The organism is Novosphingobium resinovorum, from assembly GCF_027922145.1.
Taxonomy (GTDB): Bacteria; Pseudomonadota; Alphaproteobacteria; order Sphingomonadales; family Sphingomonadaceae; genus Novosphingobium; species Novosphingobium resinovorum.
In genome coordinates this window covers 1-24,479 of record NZ_BSFC01000011.1, presented here as the reverse complement: position 1 = coordinate 24,479, position 24,479 = coordinate 1, and the positions used below count along the sequence as shown (strand labels likewise).

Sequence of the window (24,479 nt, the reverse complement as noted above, 5' to 3'; positions counted from 1 at the left end):
GCCGCCTTTGGGAGAGTACCCATGACTTATCTTCGCCTGCTCCAGCACCTGAGCGCCGAGGGCGTTCGTTCCGTCATTCTCGCCGACGGTGATGCCGCGCATTTCCTGCCGGGCGTCGCTTCGGTGCGTGAACTCGCGCTCGGCGCGATCGCTGCAGGCCAGACGCTTGCCGACGCCGCGAAGGATGCCGGGCAGGGCGAAGCTGTCGACATCGCCGCCGAGTTCGCGGCTGGCCGCCTGCTCGCGCCGATCGATCACGAGGACGGCGCACATCTGCTGCTCGCGGGCACCGGCCTGACTCACCTCGGTTCCGCCGAGGGCCGCGACAAGATGCACAAGGCGGCCGCTTCCGAGGAGAAGCCGACCGACTCCATGCGCATGTTCCTGGAAGGCCTCGAAGGCGGCAAGCCCGCGCCGGGCGAAGTCGGCCAGCAGCCGGAATGGTTCTACAAGGGCGACGGCTCGCAGCTCGTCGGCCCGACCGACGATCTCGAAATGCCCGCCTTCGCCAAGGACGGCGGCGAGGAGCCGGAACTGGCAGGCATCTACCTGATCGGCGAGGACGGCACGGCCTACCGCCTCGGCCTTGCGCTCGCCAACGAGTATTCGGATCACGTCACCGAGCGCCACAACTACCTGTGGCTGGCCCACTCGAAGCTGCGTCAGGCCGCGCTCGGCCCGGAGCTGCTGCTCGGCACGCCGCCCTCGCACATCGAGGGCACCAGCAAGGTCATCCGGGGTGGCGAGACGATCTGGGAAAAGCCCTTCCTCTCGGGCGAGGGTAACATGTCGCATACGTTCGCGAACCTTGAGCATCACCACTTCAAGTACGACCTGTTCCGCCGCGCGGGCGACGTGCATGTCCACTTTTTCGGCACCGCGACGCTTTCGTTCAGCGACGGCGTGCAGACGCAGGAAGGCGACGTGTTCGAGATTTCGGCCGCGCCCTTCACGCTGCCGGTCGCCAACAAGCTGGTCCGCGTTCCCGAACGCGCCTTTGCCGTGAAGGCGCTCTGATCGATGGACCCGATCCGCATTGCGGTGGTGGGCGTGGGCAAGATCGCCCGCGACCAGCACCTTCCCGCCATCGCCGGGAACAAGGCGTTCAGCCTCGCCGCCACCGTCAGCCCGCGTGATCCGGGCGTCGAGGGCGTGCCCCACGCGAAGAGCCTCGACGAACTGATCGCGAATGGTCCGGCGGTCGATGCGGTGGCGCTCTGCACGCCGCCGCAGGTGCGCTACGACCTCGCCGTGCAGGCGCTGTCGAAGGGCATGCACGTGTTCCTCGAAAAGCCGCCGGGCGCGACGCTTTCCGAAGTCGTGGCGCTGGAAAGCCGCGCCGAGAAGGTCGGCGCGACGCTGTTCGCCTCGTGGCATTCGCGCTTTGCGGCAGGCGTGGCCCCGGCGCGCGCGTGGCTGTCCGACCGCAGAATCGAGAAGGTCTCGATCGTGTGGCGCGAGGACGTGCGCGTGTGGCATCCGGGCCAGGCCTGGATCTGGGAGCCGGGCGGCCTTGGCGTGTTCGATCCGGGCATCAATGCGCTCTCGATCGTCACGCACATCCTGCCGCGCCCGATGTTCCTGCAGGGCGCGACGCTGGAAATCCCGGCCAACCGCGCCGCGCCGATCGCCGCCGACATCGAGTTCCGCGACACCGCAGGCGCGCCGATCCACATGGACCTCGACTGGCGCCAGACCGGCCCGCAGTCGTGGGACATCGTCGTCGAGACGGACGAAGGAACCCTCAAGCTGTCGAACGGCGGCGCGGTGCTGACGCTTCCGAGTGGCACCGAGCATGCCGAGGACATGGAATATCCGGGCCTCTACGCGCGCTTCGCCAGCCTCATCCGGGGTGGCCGCAGCGACGTGGACGTGGCGCCGCTGCGCCTCGTCGCCGACGCATTCCTGCGCGGCCACCGCAAGCTGGTGGACGAATTCCACGATTGATTCCCTAGGGAGGGGACTGAAATGACCAAGTTCTTCCGCCGCACGTCGCTCGCCATGCTGATGGCAGCGACGGTGCTTTCCGCGCCCCTGAGCCAGACGGCTTCGGCCGATACGGGCGGCCAGCCCACCACCGCCACGATCGAGGGCGGCAAGCCCGGCCCGGTCTACAACAAAGACGTCTTCACCCAGTTCGCCGAGCATCTGGGCGAGGGCATCTACGGCGGCCTGTGGGTCGGCAAGGGGAGTAAGATCCCCAACACCAACGGCTTCCGCAACGACGTCGTCAAGGCGCTGAAGGACTTGTCGGTGCCGGTAATCCGCTGGCCGGGTGGCTGCTTCGCCGACGAGTACAACTGGCGTGAAGGCATCGGCCCACAGGCCAAGCGCCCGGTCAAGATCAACACCCACTGGGGCGGCGTGACCGAGCCCAACGCGGTCGGCACGCACGAGTTCTTCGAGCTGATCCGCCAGGTCGGCGCGGAGGCCTACGTCGCGGGCAACGTCGGCAACGGCACGCCGCGCGAAATGGCCGAATGGGTCGAGTACATGACCTCGCCCGCCGGTTCGCTGGCCGATGAGCGCGCGAAGAACGGGCACAAGGAACCTTGGAAGGTCAAGTACTTCGGCGTCGGCAACGAGCTGTGGGGCTGCGGCGGCAACATGCGCCCCGAGTTCGCGGCGGACGAGACGCGCCGCTACGCCACCTTCATCAAGCCGCCCGCCGGGACCAAAATCCTGAAGGTCGCGGCCGGCGCCAACGTCGATGACTACAACTGGACCGAGACGATGATGCGCGTCGCGGCGAACCAGCTCGACGGTGTTTCGCTGCACTATTATGTCCACCCCGCCGGTGGCTGGCCCCCGCGTGCGCCTGCCGTCAACTTCGACGAGCATGGCTGGGCCGATGCGCTGAACGGCGCGCGGCACATGGACGAGCTGATCACCAAGCACTCGGCGATCATGGACAAGTACGATCCCGAAAAGCGCGTCTTCCTCGCGGTCGACGAGTGGGGCTCGTGGTATGCGCAGGACGAGGGTACGCACCCCGGATTCCTGAGGCAGCAGAACACCTTGCGTGATGCGCTGATCGCCTCTGTGCACCTCGACATCTTTGCCAAGCACGCCGACCGCGTGCGCATGACCGCCATCGCGCAGATGGTGAACGTGCTGCAGGCGATGATTTTCACGCAGGGCAGCAAGATGGTGCTGACCCCGACCTACCATGTCTTCGAGATGTACAAGCCCTGGCAGGACGCCACCGTTCTGCCGCTCGAGATCAAGTCGCCGTGGTATTCCAAGGACGAGTTCACGATGCCTGCGGTCAGCGGTTCGGCGGTGAAGGCGAAGGACGGCAAGGTGCATGTCGCGCTGTCGAACCTCGATCCGAACCAGTCGAACACGGTGACGATCAAGCTCGACGGCGTTAGCGCAACGGCGGTTTCCGGCCGTATTCTGACGGGCTCGGCGATCAATTCGCACAACACTTTCGACGCGCCCGACGTCGTCAAGCCCGCCGCCTTCACCGGGGCGAGCGTGCAGGGCGGCCAGATGGTCGTGACGCTGCCGGCGAAGTCGGTTGTGGTGCTGGAACTGCAGTGATGAAGGCGGCCTTCCTTGGGCTCGCGGCGCTGGTTCTTGCCGGTTCCGCGAGTGCCCAGCAGGTCGGCGAGAAGGGGGCCGGGACGCTGAATTCGCAGCTTTCCGGTGACCTTGTCGTGCATGATCCGGTCATCATCCGCGAGGGGGACACGTATTACGTGTTCAGCACCGTGGGCAAGTATATCGGCATCAAGACCTCGACCGACCTGAAGGTGTGGAAGGATGCCGGTTCGGTGTTCTCCGAAATACCGGCGTGGGCGAAAGATGCGGCTCCCGGAACTGAAGGTATCTGGGCGCCGGATATTTCGTATGTGAACGGCGAATACCGACTGTACTATTCGGTCTCGACCTTCGGCTCCAACCGTTCGGCGATCGGTCTCGCGACCAGCAAGACGCTGGGGCCGAAGGCGAAATGGCAGGATCATGGCCTCGTCGTCATGTCCACGAAGGACGATGACTTCAACGCCATCGATCCCAATTTCGTTGTCGACGCACAGGGGCGCCAGTGGCTGTCGCTCGGCAGTTTCTGGAGCGGTCTCAAGCTGTTCCCGCTCGACGCGAAGACCGGCAAGGTCGTGCCCGGCACCGAGCCGTACGCGATCGCACGCCGCCGCGCGCCTGCGGGAGCGGCGGCGCCGGTGGAGGCGCCGTTCATCATTCCGCACGGCGGATGGTACTTCCTGATCGCGTCCTACGACTATTGCTGCAAGGGCGTGAACTCGACGTATTACACCGTCGTCGGTCGCTCGAAAAAGATCACCGGCCCTTATCTGGGCCGTGACGGCAGCTCGATGATGGAGGGCGAGGGAACTATCCTGCTGCGCTCCGACTTGCAGGAAAAGCAGCGTTTCCGCGGGCCTGGCCATGCCGGAGCCTTCACCGACAAGGACGGCACGACCTACCTCGTCTACCACGCCTACGACAAGGAGGCCGACGGCCGCCCCACGCTGCGCATCGCGCCGCTGCGGTGGGACGCGGACGGCTGGCCTGTTGCCGAATACTGAGAACACCCACCTGAATACGCCCCGGCCGCCTATCGATACTTGGCCGGGGCGTCTTTTTCGGGTGGCACTGAGCGGCACCTAACGTACCCCTAACGCTACCACAACGCACCAGAACCGCCGGAGAGGCCATGATGAACTTCCCCCTGTCGCGCCGCAGCTTCGCCACCAGTCTTGGCGTCGGCGCATCGCTGCTTCCGATCGCCTGCACCGCGCCGGGCAAGAGCGTGATCGGCACCTCGAAAAGCCCGCAAGCACCCGCCGCGAGCAACCCGCTCATCAAGCAGCGCGCCGACACCCAGATCTTCCGCCACGACGACGGCTGGTACTACGCGATGGGCTCCGTGCCCGAGTACGACCGCCTCGCGCTGCGCCGGTCGAAGACGCTGGCGGGCCTGACCGATGCCGAGGAGCGGGTGCTCTGGCGGCATGAGGCGAGCGGGCCGATGTCGGGCTTCCTGTGGGCGCCCGAACTGCACTACGTCGACGGCAAGTGGATCGTCTACTTCGCGGCCGGCCCCAGCGGCGGCGGCGAGGACGTGTTCCGCATCCGCACTTTCGCCGTGGTCTGCGATGGACCCGATCCGATGACCGGCAACTGGTCCGTCCTCGGCGAGTTCAAGGCGCCGTGGGACAGCTTCAACCTCGACTCGACGATCTTCACGCATCGGGGCGTGCGCTACTTCTCGTGGGCGCAGCGCGAGCCGGGGATCGAGACCAATTCCAACGTCTACATCGCGCCGATGAAAGACGCGCTGACGCTCGCCTCGGCGCCCGCGCGGCTGACGGTGCCGACGCTCGACTGGGAAGTGCGCGGCTTCAAGGTGAACGAGGGCTCGGCCTTCCTCAACCGCAACGGCCGCCTGTTCATGACCTACTCGGCCAGCGCCACCGATGCGCGCTACTGTATGGGCCTGCTCAGCGTGGACGAGACCGCCAACATCATGGACCCGCGCAACTGGGTGAAGTCTCCCCGGCCGGTCTTCGAAACCTGCCGTGAAACCTCGGTCTACGGCCCCGGCCACAACAGCTTCACCGTGGACGAAGAGGGGCGCGACATCCTCGTCTACCACGGCCGCGACTACGAGAAGATCGAAGGCGACCCGCTGTTCAACCCTGACCGCCACACCCGCATCCAGCGCATCTATTACGATGCGGACGGTGTGCCCGACTTCGGCGTGCCGGTGGGCAACGGCGCGATCCCCGAGCGCTTCATCCCGGCCGTGCGTCGCACCGTGCGGATGGCCTGCGACGGCATGACCCTTTCGGTGAGCGATGCCCCGCTGCCGCAGACCCAGTTCCGTTCGATCGAGGCGGGCGAGGGCACCGTGCAGCTCGTGCCGATCCTGCGGCCCGAACTGTGCCTGGCCGCCGGCCCCGACGGAGCGGTGCGCCTCGCCCCGCGCGACGTGGTCAGCGACGTCGCCGCCGAGGACCGCTTCCGCCGCGAGGTCGGCCCCGCCACCGGCACCGTGCGCTTCGCCTCGGTGGCTTACGAGGGCAGGGCGCTCGCGCATTCGGGCGACCGCGTGGTGCTGGCCGACGACTACGACGCCAGCGTGGCCTGGCTGGCGGATTGAGGCCCTGGGGTGATCGGAGCGCCACGAGCCGATCACCCTCCATCTCGTCATTGCGAGCGAAGGGAAGCAATCCAGAGCGGCGCAACACTGCCCTGGATTGCTTCCCTTCGCTCGCGATGGCGATCGATAGGGGGAGGCTTATTGTCTGATTAATTGGGTGGAAATCGGCCAGCACGTTCAGGAGATGCCGCCAAGGTGCGCCCCATATGCCACATATCCCCGCCCTTTTTGTCGGAGCAATGCATTTTCCGCTTGCGCCTAAATAGTCCGACTAATAATCAGGCGCCACAGTTTATCGGGGCATGGTAATCGGCCAGCCCCCATGGGAGGGTTGATCCATGGCGCTCAAGCCATTTGCATTCTGCACCGCATCCGTTCTCGCACTCGGCCTTGCTACCGTGGCGCAGGCCCAGGACGCTGCGCCTCAGGATACCGCGCCTCAGGCCGCCGTCGATGATGCGAGCGCCGAGGACATCATTGTCACCGGCGTGCGCGCCTCGATCGTCGGCGCGCTCAACGTGCGCAAGAACAGCGTCCAGATCGTCGACTCGATCGTCGCCGAGGACGTCGGCAAGCTGCCTGACAACAACGTGGTGGAGGCGCTGCAGCGCGTCACCGGCGTGCAGGTGACCGACCGCGCCGGCGGCGAGGCGGGCACCGTCACGATCCGTGGCCTTGCCGATCCGCTGACCACGCTCAACGGCCGCAACATCTTCACCGCCGCGGGCCAGTCGTTCGCGCTGCAGGATATCTCGGCGAACCTCGTCAAGCAGGTCGACGTCTTCAAGACCCGCTCGGCCGACCAGATCGAAACCGGCCTTGCCGGCCAGATCGACGTCCAGACCCGCCGCCCGTTCGATTTCGACGGCTTCGCGATCTCGGGCCTCGTGCGCGGCATCTACAACGAGCAGGCGGACAGCTACAACCCGAACGCCGCGCTGCTGGTGTCCAACCGCTGGGAAACCGGCATCGGCGATATCGGCCTGCTGGTGAACGGTTCGTGGAGCCGCACCAAGTACCGCAACATGTCGACGACGGCAGGCGCGCTGGTGCCGTTCGCCACCGAGAACCCGGCCGACGGCACGGGCCTGTCGCCGCTGGAGCGCATCTTCCCCGGTCCCGACAACGAGAACTGGACGCCTGGCCTCAACGCCGGCCTTTCGACCGCGCCGGGCTCGACGCTGAACATCAACGGCGTCGATACCCCGTACTACCTCTCACGCGATGCGGTGTTCTCCTCGGACCTCTACGGCAAGCGTGAACGGCCTTCGTTCAACGCCGCGCTGCAGTGGGCGCCGAACTCCAGTTCGGTCTACACCGCCGAAGTGTTCTACGCCGGTTTCCGCGGCGAGACCTTCAACTCGCTGCAGTTCAGCTTCGTCGACTACTGGGCCGATCCGCAGTCGCCCACGCTTTACGACGGCACCAACATCGTGAAGTCGCGTACTGCCAACAGCGTCTACGGCTTCAACTCGGGTGACTACACCAAGAGCAGCACCGACAGCTACGTCTATGCCCTGAACGGCAAGTGGGATCTGGGCGATCGCGGCAAGATCATCGGCGACGTTGCGTACCAGACCAGCGTGAACAAGTCTTCGTTCATCGCCATGCGTACCGACCGCGTGGCCGACCAGATCAACGTCGATTTCAACGCCGGTGGCGGCGTGCCTTCGTACCACTTCAATGACGATTCGCAGCTGAACGACACCAGCCTGTGGAACGTCGCGCAGCTCTACGACAACGCCGACCGCAACAAGGGCGATGCCATCACCGGCAGCCTCGACGGCTACTATACCTGGGACGAGGGCTTCCTGCGCCGCATCAAGGCGGGCCTGCGCATCGACCGTCGCACCGCCACCAGCTACACCCGCACCCAGAGCGCCAACAACCTCGGCGTCAGCCTCGCCTCGCTGGGTGAGGATGCGGCCTTCACCAACTCCGACTTCATGTCGGGCGTCGCCGACGTGCCGCGCAGCTGGACGCTGGCCAACGGTTACTGGCTGCATGACAACGCCGATTACGTGCGCGGTCTCTACGGGTTGCCGACCTCGGACGCGCTCTCGCTGGCGAAGACCTTCGACATTGAGGAAACCACGATGTCGGGCTACCTGCTCGCGGACGGCCAGCTGACGATCTTCGGGCGTCCGCTGGATATCCAGGGCGGCGTGCGCTTCGTTTCGGTGGTGACCAACTCCAGCTTCTTCGACCGTTACGCCAACGGCGCCCTGACGCGCGGCGGCAGCCAGTCGGAGAAGTTCCTGCCGAGCTTCACTGCCCGGTACGAGATCGAGCCGAACCTGCGTGTGCGCTTCAACTACGGCGAGACGCTGCGCCGCCCGAACTTCGGCGACATCAACCCGACCTATGCGCTGACCGGCGACCTCACCAATGTCGGCTACGGCAGCGGCACGGTCGGCAACGCCAGCCTGAAGCCCACGCATTCGAAGAACTTCGACCTTGCGCTGGAATGGTACTTCGAGCGCAATAGCGCGATCACCGTCACCGCGTTCCGCCGCGAGATCAGCGGGCTGGTGGTGCCGCTGACCTCGATGGACTACATCCCGAACAACGGGATCGAGGCGGGCGCGACCGACTACTTCTCGGTCACCCGTCCGGTGAACGCCTCTGACGGCGTGCTCAAGGGCGTGGAAGTGGGCCTGACCTATTACCCGACCTACTTCCCCGGCCTGCTCGACGGCCTCGGCTTCCAGGGCAGCCTGACCGTTCTGGACTCGAGCCAGAACATTCCCGAGGCGGACGAACTGGGCAACATCACCCAGACGCAGTCGCCGTTCTTCAACGTCTCGAAGCTGTCGTACAATGCGACGCTGGCCTACGATCACGGCCCGGTCAGCGCGCGCCTGTCGTACATCTGGCGCAAGGGCTTCCTGCACAACAACGAGGCGCGCCTCTTCGCCAACCCGATCGGCGTGTGGTACAAGTCGGAAGAGAGCCTCGACTTCCAGCTGACGCTGAACGTCATGGACAACGTCGGCATCACCTTCGACGCGGTGAACCTCACCAAGTCGAAGCAGCAGAACTACTACAAGTACGGCAGCGCGGGTAATGCCGAGCAGTTCAACCTGGGTACTTTGCAACTGGCCCGTACTTTTGCGGTGGGTGCACGCTTCACGTTCAAGTAATTGCCACTTCGGCCGATCCCGGTGCGCTTGCCATTCTGCGCGCCGGGGCCGGCTCAGGGCGGCCGCGTCCGGTCGGGATACTTCCTCTCCCAACACCCCGGCCTCGCGCGGCCGTCCATTTGACTGTGCCTGACAGTGTCTTCAGGCGGGGGCTTCGACAAGCTCAGCCTGAGCGGGTTTGAGAGCAGGTCTTTAAATTCCGCTCAGGCTGAGCTTGTCGAAGCCCCCTCAGCTTGGGCCGTTCACGGAAGGACCGTTGACGTGCGCAAGAAACTGGCCCTCGCGGCGCTGCCCTTTATGGCGCTGCTTGCCGCTGCCGCCAGTCCGCCGATGGACCACGAGGCCATCGCCGAGGCCCGCTACGGCAACGATGCGGCGTGGTACGAGGGGCGCATTCCCTTTTTCGAATCCTCGGACGCGAAGATCGACGCGGTCTACTACTACCGCTGGGGCCTGTTCCGTGCCCACCAGCGGGATCTCGGCAAGCAGGGCTATATCACCACCGAGTTCGCCGACGACGTCGACTGGCAGCGCGAACCCTACGCCAGCCTCAACGACGCGAGCGGCTTCCACATCGCCGAAGGCCGCTGGCTGAACGACCGGCGCTTCACCGACGACTACATCAACTTCATGTACGAGGGCGGCAACGACCGCCACTTCACCGACCACATGGCGGACTCGGTATGGGGCCGCTACTTGGTCGACGGCGACCGAGAGGCATTGCTCGCGCACCTGAAGACGATGCGACACGTCTACCGCCTGTGGGACGAGAAGTTCGACTTCGACAAGGGCCTGTATTTCGTCGAACCGCTGCTGGACGCGACCGAGTACACGGTGTCCTCGATCGACGCCTCGGGCGGCAAGGACGGGTTCCGCGGCGGCGATGCGTTCCGGCCTTCGGTCAACGCCTACATGTTCGCCAATGCCCGCGCCTTGTCGCGCATGGCGCAGATGGCGGGCGACGCGGCGATGGCGAAGGACTATGCCGCCCGTGCCGAGGCCTTGAAGGCGCGTGTGCTGGCGGACTTGTGGAACCCGAAGCTGCAGCATTTCACCGACCGCCACCAGATTACCAACGAACACGTCAAATACTGGGAGCCGATCCGCAATCGCGAACTGGTCGGCTACCTGCCGTGGATGTTCGATCTCGTCCCCGACGATGCGCAATATGCTGCAGCATGGGGGCACCTGACCGACCCGCAGTCGCTGGCGGGCAAGGCCGGGATGCGCACGGTCGAGAAGAGCTACGAATACTACATGCGCCAGTACCGCTACCTCGGGCCGGATCCTGAGTGCCAGTGGAACGGCCCGATCTGGCCTTACCAGACGACGCAGGTGCTGACCGCGATGGCCAACCTGCTCGACCATTACGAGGCGCACGGTCCCGTCTCCCGTGCCGACTGGATGGCGATGCTGCGCCAGTACACCCAGCTTCACTATCAGGGCGACAAGCTCGACCTCGAGGAAGACTACGACCCGGAGACCGGCAAGCCGATCGTCGGGCTGGACCGCAGCCACCACTACTTCCACTCGGGCTACATCGACCTGATCCTGACCGGCCTCGTCGGCATCCGCCCGCGCAGCGACGATGTGCTGGAGGTCAATCCGCTGCAGCAGGGTCTCGACTGGTTCCGCATCGAGCGGGTACCGTACCACGGGCACGAAGTCTCGGTGACATGGGATGCGAAGGGTACGCGCTACGGCAAGGGCCTCGCCGTCATGGTGGACGGGGTGGAAGTGGCCCGCCGCGCCGACCTTGGCCGGATCGAGGTGCCCGTTACGCGCAAGGCCAACGCGCCGATCGTGCGTGAGGAAAACCTTGCGGTGCAACTCGTGCGCAGCGGTTTCCCCAAGGCCAGCGCCTCGTCCGGCAACGATGCGGAGAAGTTGCACGATGCGGTCGATGGCCGCGCGTGGTTCTACCCGGAACTTCCCAACGGGTGGGATTCGGACGCCTCGGGCAAGGCGCAGTGGTACGCGCTGGACTTCGGCAAGGCGGTTTCGCTGGGCAGCGCCGAGCTGGCGTTCTTCGCCGATGCTGCACGCTTTGCTGCACCTCGCAGCGTGAGTGTCGAGGTCTGGCGCGAGGGTCGCTGGCAGCAGGTCGGCGCGCCGGTGAAGCCGCTTGCCAACGGGGTGACGCGGGTGACGTGGCCTGCGGTCGAGACCGGGAAGTTGCGCGTGTCGATGATTCCGGCAAAAGGCCGCGCGATCCGTCTGGCGGAGGTGAAGGCTTTCGCGCGCTAGGCCCCAAGTTTCGTCATTGCGAGCGTAGCGAAGCAATCCAGGGCGGCGCTCAACTGCCCTGGATTGCTTCGCTACGCTCGCAATGACGAGGGGTGGTGCCTCTGGGCAGGTGGTTCAAACCCGCTCCAGCGGCACCACCATCGCCGAGCCGCCGCCGAACTCGATCCGCCCGGTCACGCCGTAGACCGCGCGCAGCCGGTCGCTCGTCAAGACCTCCTGCGGCGATCCTTGCGCCACCAGCATGCCGCGATCGACCAGCAGCAGCCGCTTGCAGTAGCGCGCCGCCATCGTCAGGTCGTGCAGCACCGTCACCACCAGCGCGCCCGAATTAGCCTCGGCGGCAAGCAGTTCCATCACGTCGATCTGATGCCCCGGATCGAGCGCGGCGAGCGGCTCGTCCGCGACCAGTCCCGGCGCGCCCACCGCCAGCGCCCGCGCCAGCATCACCCGCGCCCGCTCGCCGCCCGACAGTTCGGTAGCGGTGCGCCCGGCAAGGTGCAGCACGTCGGCCCGCTTCATGGCGGCATGGACGGCGGCGAGGTCGTCCGCGCCCAGCCGCGACATCGGGCCGAGTCCCGGCAGGCGGCCGAGCGCCACCAGTCGCTCGACGCTGAGCGGCCAGTGCAGCGCCTGTCCCTGCGGCAGGTAACTGACCAGCCGCGCCAGCGCCTTCGGCGTCATCCGCGCGATGTCGTGCCCGTCGATCTCGACCGCGCCCCGCGTCGCCGGGATCAGCCCGAGCAGCGCGCGCACCAGCGTCGACTTGCCCGCGCCGTTGGGGCCGATGATCCCGGTCAGTTCACCGGGGCGCAGCGTGGCGCTGATCCCGTGCAGCACCGCGCGGTCGCGCAGGTCCACAGAGAGGCCATTGAGGGTCACGGTCACCACAGGCGGCGCTCCTTCAGCAGATGGACAAGGAAGACGGGGACGCCGAGGAACGCCGTCACTACGCCCAGCTTCAACTCGCCCGCGGTCGGGATCAGCCGCACGAGAATATCGGCGCCGGTGAGCAGCGCCGCGCCGCCGAGGAACGAGGGCAGCAGCACGGCGGAAGGGCTGCGGTCGGTCAGCGGGCGCACCAGATGCGGCACGATCAGCCCGACGAAGCCGACCGAGCCCGACACCGCCACGGCGCCGCCGACGCCGATGGCGACGCCCAGCAGCAGCCGCGCGCGCGTGCGCGCCAGGTCCACGCCGAGCGAGCGCGCCCCGTCCTCGCCCAGCGACAGCGCGTCGAGCGCGCGCCCGTCCCACAGCAGCAGCGCCGCGCCGCCGACGATGCAGGGCAGGGCGATCCAGACGTGGTCCATCGCCCGGTTCTCGATCGAGCCGAGCAGCCAGGCCATGATCTCCATCGCCGCGAAAGGATTGGGCGAGAGGTTGAGCGCAAGGCTGATCCCCGCGCCCGCCAGCGTCGAGACGGCGATGCCCGCAAGGATCAGCGCCAGCGGCCCCTCGGCCCGGCCCGCGAGCACGAACAGCAGCGCGAGGCTCGCCAGTGCCGCGAGGATCGAAAGCACGGGCAGCACGGCGGGGCTGTAATCGCCGATGCCGAAGTAGATCGCTGCGACCGCGCCCAGCGCCGCCGAGTTCGACGCACCGAGCACCGAAGGTTCCGCCAGCGGATTGCGCAAGTACCCCTGCAGGGCTGCTCCCGCGAGGCCCAGCATTCCGCCCACCATAAGCGCGACGAGCGTGCGCGGCAGGCGCAGTTCGAGCAGGATCGCGCGCACCACCGGATCGCCATGGCCGAGCGCAGCATCGAGCAGTCGCGCGGTCGGGATCGGCACCGCGCCCAGCATGAGTGAGGCGATCGCCACCAAGGCGATACCCAGCAGGAGAAGCGGAATCAGCGCCCGGTTACGGGCGCGCAGGACGGGAATTTCGGGCACGAGCACCTCTGGCTGGATCGGCTCCCCGTCACGCTTGTGTCCCGGGGTCGTGTTGCTATGGAAACGCGCATATGGCGCTTTCGACTACTCTTCGTTCGGCTTCGGTCGGCCTGCTTGGACTGGCTGCAGTCTGCGGCGTTTCCGCGTCGTCTCCCCCTGTATCGAGGGGGGCTGTAGCGGCTCCGAAGCGGATCGTCTCGCTGAACTTGTGCGCCGATCAGCTGGTGCTGGCGCTGGCCGACCGCGAGCAGATCGCCGGGCTCACTCGCTATGCCGCCGATCCCGCCATGTCGGCCGAGGCGGTGCGGGCGAAGGGCCTGCCGATCCTGCGCGGCGCGGCGGAGGAGATCATGGCGATCGACCCGGACCTCGTCGTCGGCATGCCCGCGCGGCGTAACCCCGCGATCAAGGCGCTCAAGACGCGTTATCCCGCCGTCGATCTCAAGTCCGCCGATGGCTACGACGCGATCCTCGCGTCGATCCGCAAGGTGGCGCTCGCGGTCGGCCATCCCGAGCGCGGCGAGGCCCTGATCGCGGGCATGGAGCGCGACCTTGCGCATATCCCGCGCGCGCGGAAAGGCCCCAAGGGCAAGATCGTCGCCGCGTACTGGCAGCGGCGCGGTTATCTCACCGGCACCGGCACGCTGATCGACGACCTGATGACCCGCGTGGGCGTGACCAACCTTGCGGGCAAGCTGGGCAAGCCCGCGCTCTCGCAAATGGGGATCGAGGAACTGGCGGCCGCGCGTCCCGACGTGATCGTGGTCGATGCCGCGACCGACAAGGTGGTCGATCAGGGCACGGCGATGATGCACCATCCGGTGCTGGACGGCATTCCGCGCGTCGCCATTCCGCAGGCCTGGACGGTCTGCGGCGGCCCCGCCTACGTCAAGGCGGCGCGGGCGCTGGCGAAAGGCGTCAACGCTCGCTGACATGCGCGTGTCCGTCGAGCCGGGCTTGCCAGCCCTTGCGTTCGAGTTCGGGTACGTCGTCCGGTTCCTCGGGATAGCCGAGGCAGAGCAGGGCGACGAAGCGCCATGATGGCGGCGTTTGTAGCAGGTCGGTGACCGTTTCCGGTTTGACGATCGACACCCAACCAAGCCCGAGCCCTTGCGCACGGGCGGCGAGCCACAGCGTGTGGATCGCCATGACCACCGACCATTCGCGCGTCTGCGGCATCGTCGCCGCGCCAAGGCCCATGCCGATGGGGGTGGCCTCGTCGCAGAACACCGCGATCACTTCGGGGGCGTGGTCGAGCGCGTGGAGTTTCAGCGCGGTGTAAGCGGCGTGGCGCTCGCCCTCGTAGGCGGTGTCGCCCGCGCGGGAGACTTCGCCATCGGCATGCGCGGCGAGCACTTCGCGCAAGGCGGGAGAGCGCACGCGCACGAAGCGCCAGGGCTGCGAATTGCCGACCGAGGGCGCCAGTTGCGCGGTGGCGAGCAGGTCGGCGACGAGACTCTCGTCCAACGGATCGCGCCGGAAATGCCGGACGTCGCGCCGCCATGCGAGCAGCGCGGCGAGATCGCTCTGGAACGAGGGGGAGAAGGTGGGAGCGGTCATGCAATCAGAGACCAAACCAAACCTCGTCATTGCGAACGTAGCGAAGCAATCCAGGGCACCGCAAACCGCCCTGGATTGCTTCGCTACGCTCGCAATGACGAGGAGGGAGCATCAGAACTCGATCCCCGTCTGCGCCTTCACGCCCTGCTCGCGGAAGGGGTGCTTCACCAGCGTCATCTCCGTCACGAGATCCGCCGCGTCGATCAGCCCCTGCGGCGCATTGCGCCCCGTCACGACGACGTGCTTCATCTCCGCACGCGCGGTCAGCACCTCAAGCACTTCCTCAAGCGGCAGGTAGTCATAGCGCAGCACGATGTTCAGCTCATCCGCCAGCACCATGTCGTAGGCCGGATCGGCGACCATGCGCTTCACCTCTTCCCACGCTTCACGAGCGAGGGCGATGTCGCGGGCGCGGTCCTGGGTGTTCCAGGTGAAGCCTTCGCCCATCGCCTTGAACTCGACGTTGTTCGGGAAGGCGTCGAAGACGGCCTTCTCGCCGGTGGTCATCGCGCCCTTAACGAACTGGACGACGCCCACCTTCTTGCCATGCCCGATCATGCGCACCACCATGCCGAGCGCGGCCGTGGTCTTGCCCTTGCCCTTGCCGGTGTTGACGATCAGCAGGCCCTTTTCCACGGTCTTGCCCGCCATGATGCGGTCATGCGCGGCCTGCTTCTTCTTCATCTTCTCGGCGTGCTGTTCGTCGGTGCGTTCGGCCATCATCATGCTCCTGAGACTTGGGCGAGCAGCAGGCCCGCGCTGTTCGATCGGGGTTTCCAGAGGCCGCGCTCCAGCGCCTCGGCCAGCCGCGCGGCGGTCTCGCGAAGCGCGGCGGGGTTGGCCTGCGCCATGAATTCCCGCACCGCCTCGTCCTCAATGAAGGCGGCGTGGACGGCATCGAAGTGGTGGTCCTTCACCGCGCTGGTCGTAGCGGCGAAGGCGAAGAGGTAGTCCACCGAGGCGGCGATCTCGAACGCGCCCTTGTAGCCGTGACGCATCACGCCCGCGATCCATTTGGGATTGGTCACGCGCCCGCGCACGATGCGGCCGATTTCGTCCGCCAGCGTACGGATCACCGGGCGTTCGGGGCGCGAGTGGTCGTTGTGGTAGCTGACCGGCGCGCGGCCCTTCAGGTGCTCGACCGCAGCGGCGATGCCGCCCTCGAACTGGTAGTAATCGTCGCTGTCGAGCAGGTCGTGCTCGCGGTTGTCCTGGTTCTGGACCACCGCGTCGGCCTGGGTCAGCCGCGCGGCGTAGAGATCGCGTTCGGCATCGCCCTCGACGCCCGCGCCATAGGCGTAGCTGCCCCAGTCGAGGTAGACCTGCGCGAGGTCGGCGCGCTCGTGCCACAGCTTCTCGTCGATCATGGCCTGAAGGCCGGCGCCGTAAGCCCCCGGCTTGGAGCCGAACACGCGGGCTCCGGCGCGGCGGGTGGCGACGGTCTCGTCCTGGCCTTGCGCTGCGAGCATCGCGGTTTCGGCGCGGTGGCGGGCGGCGGCGGGATTGTCCTCTTCGCTTTCCTCCAGCGCCATGACGGCGCGGGCGGCGCTGTCGATCAGGTCCATCTGCTCGGGAAAGGCGTCGCGAAAGAAGCCGGAGACGCGCAAGGTCACGTCCACGCGCGGGCGGCCCAGTTCCGCCAGCGTCATCATCTCGAACCCGGTGACGCGGCCCGAGGTCCATTCCCAGCGCGGCCGCACGCCCATCAGCGCGAGGGCCTGCGCGATGTCGTCGCCGCCGGTGCGCATGTTGGCGGTGCCCCATGCGGAGAGCGCGATGGCCCTTGGGTATTCGCCTTCGCGCTGGAGGTAGTCCTCCACCAGCAACTCTGCGGAGCGCTGGCCGAGATCCCAGGCGACGGCGGTGGGCACGGCGCGGGTGTCGACGGAGTAGAAGTTGCGGCCGGTGGGGAGCACGTCCGGGCGGCCGCGCGTGGGCGCGCCGGAGGGGCCGGGGGTGACGAAGCGGCCGTCGAGCCCTGCGAGCAGGGCGGCGCTTTCGGCGGGGCCGCAGGCGTCCACGCGCGGGGCGAGGTCGGCGGCGATGGCGTGGAGGACGGCGGCGGTGCGCGGCAGGTCGTCGTCCCGGACTTGATCCGGGACCGCTGGCAAGACTTGGGGCGGGACCTTGCCGGGCGCGCCGATGAGTAGGCTGTTCACGGCCAGCGGTCCCGGATCAAGTCCGGGACGACGGGATACCCATTCCGCCGCCAGCAGTTCCAGCCGCTCCACAGTATCGCCGAGCGTGCGCCAGGGCTCACCCGAAACCGCCGCCAGCACTTCCGGCCTCGGGCCATCCCAGCGGTCCGCCATACGGCAGTCGAGCGGGTCGAACCCCAGCGCGAAATCCTCCGCCATCGCCCGCAGCAGCGAGGCTTGCCCCGGCCCGTCATACCCGCGCGGCGTGCGTGCCAGCGCCACCAGCAGATCGCGCCGCAAGCGCCCCTCCGGCGATTGCCCGAAGACATGCAGCCCGTCGCGGATCTGCAGTTCCTTGAGTTCGCACAGATAGTTGTCGATCGCCGACAGCGCATCGTCGCCGTCACCCTCGGCACCGGCGTCCTTGTCCAGACCCTGCGAGCGGGCGAGATCGATGATGTCGCGCCGCAGCCGCTCCAGACGGCGCGGGTCCATCCCGGCGGCGAGGTAGTATTCGTCCACCAGCGCTTCGAGGTGCTTGAGCGGTCCGTAACTCTCGGCGCGGGTGAGGGGCGGGGTCAGGTGATCTACGATCACCGCGCCGATGCGACGCTTGGCCTGCGTGCCCTCGCCGGGGTCGTTGACGATGAAGGGGTAGAGCTGCGGCAGTGGCCCGGCGCAGATCTCGGGGAAGCACTCGGCCGAGAGCGAGATCGCCTTGCCGGGCAGCCATTCGAGATTGCCGTGCTTGCCCACATGCACCAGCGCTTGCGCGCCGAACCGCCGCCCCAGCCAGACGTGGAAGGCGAGGTAGGCGTGCGGCGGCGGCAGCGCCGGGTCGTGGTAGGTTTCCTTGGCGTCGATGTTGTACCCCCGCGCCGGTTGCACGGCGACGCAGACATTGCCGAAGCGGTGGACTGCCAGCCGGAACGCGCCGTCCTTCACGAAGGGATCGGCAGAAGGCGCACCCCAGCGCTCCAGCATCTTCTTGCGTGCGCTTTCGGGCACTCCGGCGAAGGCGGCTTCGTAGTCGGCCAGCGGCAGCGAAATCTCGCCGGGTCGATCCAGTGATGTGAGGTCGTTGGTCACCCCGCCGGTCATCAGCCGCATCAGCGCCTGCCCGTCCTCGGGCGCGCCGCCGGTATCGTATCCGGCGGCACGAAGGCTGGAGAGGATCGAGGCCGCGCTGGCGGGCGTGTCGAGGCCGACGCCATTGCCGATCCGCCCGTCGCGGTTGGGATAGTTGGCGAGCACCAGCGCCACCTTGCGCTGCGCGGGCACGGTACGGCGCAGGCTCGCCCAGTTGGCGGCGAGGTCTGCTACGAAGGCCACGCGATCGGGCGCGACGCGGGGGACGACGATGCCGCACTTCGTCACTTCGTCGAAGCGTTCGGCGGCCTTGAAGGCGACGGCGCGGGTGAACAGGCGGCCGTCGAGTTCGGGCAGCGCCACGTTCATCGCCAGATCGCGCGGGCCTAGGCCGCGTGCGGCGGCCTGCCAGTCGGCTTCCTCGACACCCGCGAAGGCGACCTGCAGGATCGGGCAGTCGGCGCGTTCGAGCACGCCGCCGACGCGCGGTTCTCCCGAGGAAGAGGAGGCGAAGCTGGTGGCGTTGACGATCACGTCGGGCGCAATCTCGGCCATCAGGCCGCCGAGCCAGTCGATGGCGAAAGGCTCTCGCAGCGCGCGGACATGGACGGCGGCGACGTTGAACCCGCGCATTTGCAATGCGGCGACCATCGCGTCCACGGCGTCGAGCGTGCCCGCGATCATCAGCGCGCGGTAGAATACCAGCAGCACGACAGAGGCGTCGGGGCGCCATGATGCGCGCAAGTCGGCCAAGCTCGGCCGGTCCACGCCTTGCAGATAGAGCCCCGCGTCGGCCACCGGCACCGGGTCGTCCGGCTGGCCGCAGTCCTCGCCGATCAGCCGCGCGGCGGTGCGGAGGAACGACAGGGCATTCGCGCTGCCGCCCTGCCGCAGATAGTCGCGGAGGTGCTCGACCGTCTCGGCGGGGAGGGTGGAGGCGACTGTCAGCGTCGGATCATCCTCGCGCCCGTCGGCGATGGCGGCGAAGGCGATGCCCTTCTCGCGGGCGATCAGGGCGATTTCGTCGATGCCGTAGGGCCAGTAGCTCTTGCCGCCGAGCAGCACCACGCACACGAATTTTGCGTGGGCGATCACCTTCTCGACGTAGAGATCGACCGAATACGGGTGCCGCAACTGCAGCAGGTTGGCGAGGCGGACGCTGGGCGCGCCCTCCGGCAGCCCTGCCGCTGCCTTGGCGAAGCAGGCGAGTTCGCTGTCCGCCACCGTCAGGATGACGATGTCGCCCGGAGGCTGGTCGAGGTCGATCGCCTCCTCGCCGTTGGAGATCGTGCCCGGGGTGGCGGAAAGCAGGTGCATTAGGCGGCGCTCGCCGGGCTGACGGCAGAGCTAACCGCCCTGGATTGCTTCACCCGCTGCGCGGGTTCGCAATGACGAAGGAGGGGGTAGAGCCGGAGGTCTTCGTTCAACGCCCGTCCGCTTCCCAACCGCTCGTCATTGCGAGCGCAGCGAAGCAATCCAGGGCGGTTCGCGCGGCTCTGGATTGCCGCGCGGCTGCGCCGCTCGCAATGACGAAGGGAGAGAGAAGGAATCACGCCGGGACCGAACCCAGCACGCCTGCCAGCGCGGCTTCGATGGCGGCCTGATCGAGCCCCTTCTGGCCGATCACCACCAGCTGCGTGCGGCGCGGTTCTTCGGGCTTCCACGCGCGGTCGAAGAAGTGCTGGATGCGCGGGCCGACGCCCTGCAGCACGAGGCGGCTGGGCTTGCCCGCCAGCGCGACCATGCCCTTCACGCGCAGCACGTCATGCGCGGCGATCTGTTCCTTCATGCCCGCCAGCAGCGCGTCGAGATCGGCCACTTCGCCGCCGTTCAGGATGAAGGTGTCGAAGTCGTCATGGTCGTGATCGTCGTCGAGGCCGTCGATGTGCGACTTGCGGCTGTCGAGGTCGTCCTCGGCCGCCGCGACGATGCCGAGCAGCGCGGCGATGTCGACCGCGCCGTGGTCCGCGCGCACGATCTTGACGCCGGCGCGCGTCTCGGCGGCGACGGTCTTCTCGACTTCGGCCAGCACGTCCGCATCGACGAGGTCGGTCTTGTTGAGCACCACCATGTCGGCGCAGCCCAGCTGTTCCTCGAACAGTTCCTCGAGCGGGCTGTCGTGGTCGAGGTTGGGATCGGCGGCGCGGGCGGCGGCGAGGGCTTCCTCGTCCGTGGCGAAGCGACCGGCGGCGACGGCATCGGCGTCGATCAGGGCGATCACGCCGTCCACCGTCGCGCGGGTGCGGATGTCCGGCCACTGGAAGGCCTTGACCAGTGGCTTGGGCAGCGCGAGGCCCGACGTCTCGATGATGATGTGGTCGGGCGGGGTCTCGCGGTCGAGCAGCTTCTGCATCGTCGGCAGGAAGTCGTCGGCCACGGTGCAGCAGATGCAGCCATTGGCGAGTTCGAGGATATCGTCCTCGGGGCAGGCCTCGTCGTTGCAGCCCTTGACCAGTTCGCTGTCGACGCCGACGTCGCCGAACTCGTTGATGACGAGGGCGAGGCGGCGGCCCTTCGCGTTCTGCAGCAGGTGGCGGATCAGCGTGGTCTTGCCGGCGCCGAGGAAGCCGGTGATGACGGTGGTGGGTACTTTGCTCAAGGCTCTCAACTCCCGCGCCGGCGACTTCTCGCGGCGGGGCGTACCGGCGCTTTCGCGCCGGCGCGGGGCAGGGGCGACGGACAGGCGCGAAGACGCCCGGCGACCTGCTCCGCTGCGGCCCCTAAGCCGCATGCGTGTCGTCGCTCAGACGGTGAACCGTGCCGCAGCCATCCCCTGGACCAAGGCAAGAGCGACCAGACGCCGGCAGGTCTCCTGGCTCGCGGGTCAACGCATCGATGCACGGCCTTCCCGAAGCCTCGCATGTCGCAGCGTCCGGCCTCAGTGGCTGCCTCCCCGCACGGTGAGGGGGGAAGCGATGTGCATCGCGCTCGCCGCTTACAGTTGCAGGGACAGCTGCGGATTCGAACGGCGAACCGTTCCCACCGCCTTCCCTTTTAAGCCCCTTGCGGGGCACCGGCGCGATCTTGTTCCCGGCGGATACCGGGAGGCAGGGGTGGGCGCAAGTGTTGGTTTCAGCGTGCCGGAAGGATGCGGGCGCGGCATTCTCCGAAACCGATGGAAACGAAGCCCTCAGCGGCGGCGGTGGCGGTGATGGAGATTTCGTCGCCGTCCTCCAGGAACGTGCGGGTCTCGCCACTGGCCAAGGTGAGGGGCGACTTGCCGCCCTGCGACAATTCCATGAGGCTGCCGAAACCCTCCCGCTCGGGAGCGGAAATCGTGCCGGTGCCGAGCAGGTCGCCGGGCGTCAGGTTGCAGCCGTTGGATGCATGGTGCGCGACCATCTGGTTCACCGTCCAGTACATGTTGGTCGCCGGGCCGTGGCTGAGGCGATGGGGCGGAAGCCCGGCCTTGCGCATGGCCTGCGTGGTCAGGTGGACCTGCAGCATGACGCCCAGCGCGCCGTGGGCCTGATCATCCGCGTCAGACAGATAGGGCAGGGGCTGCGGGTCGCCTTCCGGTCGGGGCGGCTGGGCCGCGCGGAAGGGCGCGAGGGCTTCGGGCGTGACGACCCATGGCGAAATCGTCGAGTGGAAGTTCTTCGACAGGAACGGGCCGAGCGGCTGGTATTCCCACCCCTGCACATCGCGCGCGGACCAGTCGTTGAGCAGGCAGAAACCGGCGATATGCTGCGCAGCATCGGTGATCGGCACGGGCTCGCCGAGGTCGTTGCCGCGGCCTATCCAGACGCCCATCTCCAGTTCGTAGTCGAGCCTTGCAGTCGGCGCGAAGATCGGCGCATCGGCCTCGGGCGGCTTGCGCTGGCCGGTGGGGCGCACGACCGGAACACCCGAGGGACGGATCGAGGACGCGCGGCCGTGGTAGCCGATCGGCACATGCTTGTAGTTGGGCAGCAGCGGGTTGTCCGGGCGGAACTGGCGGCCGATGTTGTTGGCGTGATGGATACCGACATAGAAGTCGGTGTAGTCGCCGATGCGTGTCGGCAGGTGCAGCATGCAGGCTTCGACCGGGTGCAGCATGGGCTCGATGACCGGGCGGCGGGTTTCGTCGCAGAGCAGGTCGGAGAGGGCATGGCGCAGGGGGCGGCGGTCTTGCGCGGGGATGGCCAGCAGGCGGGCCATGTCCGCATCGCTGCAGATTTCGGCGAGGTTTGCGGGGACGAGGCCTGCTGTGGCCAGTGCACGGATGTCCAGGATCTGGTCGCCGATCGCAACACCGATCCGCGTCGGTGTCTCTTCTGAGGTGGAGAACACACTGAAGGGCAGGTTCTGGACCGGGAAGTCGTGGTGGCCGTCGGCGCTGTCGACCCAGCTTTTGCGGGCAGGGTCATGGGTTTCGTCGATGGTCCACCAGTTCACAGGTCGCTCTCCATATTCTCTCATCGTCCCGGACTTGATCCGGGACCGCTGGCCGTGAAAAGCCCACCTTTCGATGGGCCGTCCCGCGGCAAGCTCGCATCTAAAGACTGCCAGCGGTCCCGGATCAAGTCCGGGACGACGATCTTCGTCAACCCATTGGCGGCTGGGGCACATCCAGGCGCGCGATCAGGCCGCCTTCGGGCGCGGCGGCGAAGGAAAGCTGGCCGTCGAAGCGCGCCATCAGCCGGTGCGCGGTCGGGATGCCGAGGCCGAAGCCCTTGGTGTCCCGCGCCCGCGCCGCGTCGAGGCGGAAGAACGGGTCGAGGATCGCCTCGAAATAGGCGGAAGGGATGCCCGGTCCGGAATCGGCGATCTCGATGCGCCAGTGCCCTTCGTGGCGGAGCACGGCGACCTGAGCCTCGCCGCCGAACTGGATGGCGTTCTCCACCAACGCCGCCAGCGCCAGTTCCACCGGCTCGCGGAAGGTCCGGGCGAGGGTGGGGACGGAGGCATCGAAGCGGGCGCGCGTCCCGTAAGGGTGCAGCACGTGCGCGACCACTTCGGTGAGGTCCAGCGTCTCGGGCTCGGCGTCGAGATGCTGCGCGCGCAGGAAGCGCTGCAGCGAGGCGAGCAGGGCCTCCATCTCGTCCACGCTGGCAAGGATCACCCCGCCCAGTTCGGCATCGTCGATGAGTTCCGCCGCGACCTTCTGGCGCGAGAGCGGCGTGCGCAAGTCGTGGCTGATCGCCTCGAACGACCTGGCCTGATCCTGCAGCAGCCGCGCGATGCGCTCCTGCATGAGGTTCATGGAGTGGGCGAGCTGGCGCAAGTCCGGGGTGCCACCCTCGGCGATGACCACTTGCCGGCCCCGACCGATGGCGTCGGCGGCATCGCTCATGCGGCGCAGCGGGCGGGTCAGCACGTGCAGCGCAGCGAGGCCGATGGCGAGGAAGGCCACCGTCGTCGCAAGCGTCAGCACCGTCGCCCGCAGCGCCACCGGCCACATCGCGTTGATATCGCGCGAGCGGAAGTTGAGCCAGTGCCCGTCCGCCAGCCGGATCGCGCCGACGAGATCGCACTTGCCTCCCGGCGGTCCCTGCATGGCCAGCCGCAGCGAACGCCCGCCGAGCGAAGGCTCCCACTCGATGATGCGCCGCTCGATGCGGATGAGGGATTCGTCGGTCGTGGCGGTCGCCACGCTGGGCGCATTGCCAACGGCGGCGGCGAGGTGACGCGTGCTCATGGTCGGCGCGGTCAGGCGCGGATCGGCGGAGTGGATGCGGTCGCTGACGACGAGCAGTTCGCCGATGCGGCGCGCGTGGTCCTCGTTCAGCGTCTGCCGGTCGATCGACTGGTAGAACACGAGGCTGGCAGCCAGTTGCAGCACGCCGAGTAGCATGAACACCAGTGCGACATAGACCGCGAAACGCGGCGCGAAGGGACGGGCCACCTCTTGATCCTCTCCTGCAGCATACCGCCCGGCCGCACGGTGCCGATATGCCTCTGCGGATTTTGCACACACCCGCCCGGCTCCCGCGTCAACTGGAGGAGGAGGTGTAGCAATGATTTGATACGCAATCGGACGGATGCGCAACGGTTGCCCGGAGGTAAGGAGCGCTTTTGGCACCTGTTTTATCTGACAGGCATGGCCTTAAACCCGCCGCGCTAGTCTTCCTCCCGCAGCGCCGAGTCCCCGCGAACCAATCGCGGCGCGGGCGCGATAGGGGAGAGACCGATGATCCGTCACGTCGTGATGCTCAAGTTCAAGAAGGATGCCGATCCGGCCAAGATCGACCTCTTCATCGAGGAGGTGAAGAAATTGTCGCATCTCAACCGCGAGGTGCGTGACTACAGTGAGAACGGCGGTGGAATAGTCGGCCACGGTAGCGGCGGGATAGGTCCGCTG

Annotated in this window: 16 protein-coding genes and 1 riboswitch; of the genes, 8 read left to right on the top strand and 8 right to left on the bottom strand. The window is 67.3% G+C overall.

Going from position 1 to position 24,479, the window contains the following annotated elements; translation table 11 throughout:
* The first annotated feature begins 21 nt into the window (after positions 1-21).
* From araD1 to PKE80_RS05000, 7 genes are all read left to right on the top strand, one after another.
* The gene (gene araD1 / locus PKE80_RS05030; protein ID WP_271181571.1) at positions 22-1,017 is read left to right on the top strand and encodes an AraD1 family protein; all 996 of its coding nucleotides are present in this window, start codon (positions 22-24) and stop codon (positions 1,015-1,017) included.
* Positions 1,018-1,020: 3 nt separating this feature from the next.
* On the top strand, positions 1,021-1,947 hold the full coding sequence (locus PKE80_RS05025; protein WP_271181570.1) for a Gfo/Idh/MocA family protein: 927 nt from the start codon (positions 1,021-1,023) through the stop codon (positions 1,945-1,947).
* 21 nt (positions 1,948-1,968) lie between these two features.
* A complete protein-coding gene (locus tag PKE80_RS05020) occupies positions 1,969-3,546 on the top strand; it encodes an alpha-N-arabinofuranosidase (RefSeq protein ID WP_271181569.1) in 1,578 nt (525 codons plus the stop codon).
* Positions 3,546-4,550, top strand: a complete 1,005-nt coding sequence (locus tag PKE80_RS05015) for an arabinan endo-1,5-alpha-L-arabinosidase (protein ID WP_271181568.1) — start codon at positions 3,546-3,548, stop codon at positions 4,548-4,550. The genes PKE80_RS05020 and PKE80_RS05015 overlap by 1 nt, the downstream gene beginning before the upstream one ends.
* A gap of 131 nt (positions 4,551-4,681) precedes the next feature.
* On the top strand, positions 4,682-6,127 hold the full coding sequence (locus PKE80_RS05010) for a glycoside hydrolase family 43 protein (protein WP_271181567.1): 1,446 nt from the start codon (positions 4,682-4,684) through the stop codon (positions 6,125-6,127).
* A 338-nt stretch (positions 6,128-6,465) separates the two neighbouring features.
* Positions 6,466-9,270 (top strand): TonB-dependent receptor, encoded by a 2,805-nt coding sequence (locus PKE80_RS05005; RefSeq protein WP_271181566.1) that lies wholly within the window; start codon positions 6,466-6,468, stop codon positions 9,268-9,270.
* Between the two features lie 261 nt (positions 9,271-9,531).
* Positions 9,532-11,517: an MGH1-like glycoside hydrolase domain-containing protein gene (locus PKE80_RS05000; protein WP_271181565.1), complete on the top strand. Its 1,986-nt coding sequence runs from the start codon at positions 9,532-9,534 to the stop codon at positions 11,515-11,517.
* Between the two features lie 114 nt (positions 11,518-11,631).
* On the opposite strand, the gene PKE80_RS04995 is transcribed toward PKE80_RS05000, so the two are convergent.
* Together PKE80_RS04995 and PKE80_RS04990 are read right to left on the bottom strand one after the other, a co-directional pair.
* Positions 11,632-12,405 (bottom strand): ABC transporter ATP-binding protein, encoded by a 774-nt coding sequence (locus PKE80_RS04995; protein ID WP_271181564.1) that lies wholly within the window; start codon positions 12,403-12,405, stop codon positions 11,632-11,634.
* The gene (locus PKE80_RS04990; RefSeq protein ID WP_370424225.1) at positions 12,399-13,409 is read right to left on the bottom strand and encodes a FecCD family ABC transporter permease; all 1,011 of its coding nucleotides are present in this window, start codon (positions 13,407-13,409) and stop codon (positions 12,399-12,401) included. The genes PKE80_RS04995 and PKE80_RS04990 overlap by 7 nt, the downstream gene beginning before the upstream one ends.
* Positions 13,410-13,480: 71 nt before the next feature.
* Here PKE80_RS04990 and PKE80_RS04985 point away from each other — a divergent pair, with 71 nt between their 5' ends.
* Positions 13,481-14,341, top strand: a complete 861-nt coding sequence (locus PKE80_RS04985) for an ABC transporter substrate-binding protein (protein WP_271181563.1) — start codon at positions 13,481-13,483, stop codon at positions 14,339-14,341.
* Here the strand turns inward: PKE80_RS04985 and bluB are convergent.
* The 6 genes from bluB to PKE80_RS04955 form a co-directional block, all read right to left on the bottom strand.
* Positions 14,328-14,969, bottom strand: coding sequence for a 5,6-dimethylbenzimidazole synthase (gene bluB / locus PKE80_RS04980; protein WP_271181562.1), 642 nt, complete (start codon positions 14,967-14,969; stop codon positions 14,328-14,330). The two genes, PKE80_RS04985 and bluB, sit on opposite strands and share 14 nt — an antisense overlap.
* A gap of 111 nt (positions 14,970-15,080) precedes the next feature.
* Complete coding sequence (gene cobO / locus PKE80_RS04975) at positions 15,081-15,689, bottom strand: cob(I)yrinic acid a,c-diamide adenosyltransferase (protein WP_271181561.1); 609 nt, start codon at positions 15,687-15,689, stop codon at positions 15,081-15,083.
* A 2-nt stretch (positions 15,690-15,691) separates the two neighbouring features.
* A complete protein-coding gene (cobN, locus tag PKE80_RS04970; RefSeq protein ID WP_271181560.1) occupies positions 15,692-19,513 on the bottom strand; it encodes a cobaltochelatase subunit CobN in 3,822 nt (1,273 codons plus the stop codon).
* Positions 19,514-19,745: 232 nt separating this feature from the next.
* Positions 19,746-20,795, bottom strand: a complete 1,050-nt coding sequence (gene cobW / locus PKE80_RS04965) for a cobalamin biosynthesis protein CobW (protein ID WP_271181559.1) — start codon at positions 20,793-20,795, stop codon at positions 19,746-19,748.
* Positions 20,796-20,981: 186 nt separating this feature from the next.
* Positions 20,982-21,229: riboswitch (cobalamin riboswitch) on the bottom strand.
* Between the two features lie 39 nt (positions 21,230-21,268).
* Positions 21,269-22,573 carry a fumarylacetoacetase gene (gene fahA / locus PKE80_RS04960; protein WP_271181558.1) on the bottom strand — a complete coding sequence of 435 codons (1,305 nt, stop codon included), beginning with the start codon at positions 22,571-22,573 and terminating at the stop codon, positions 21,269-21,271.
* Between the two features lie 148 nt (positions 22,574-22,721).
* Positions 22,722-24,023 (bottom strand): sensor histidine kinase, encoded by a 1,302-nt coding sequence (locus PKE80_RS04955; RefSeq protein ID WP_211150115.1) that lies wholly within the window; start codon positions 24,021-24,023, stop codon positions 22,722-22,724.
* Positions 24,024-24,479 lie beyond the last annotated feature (456 nt).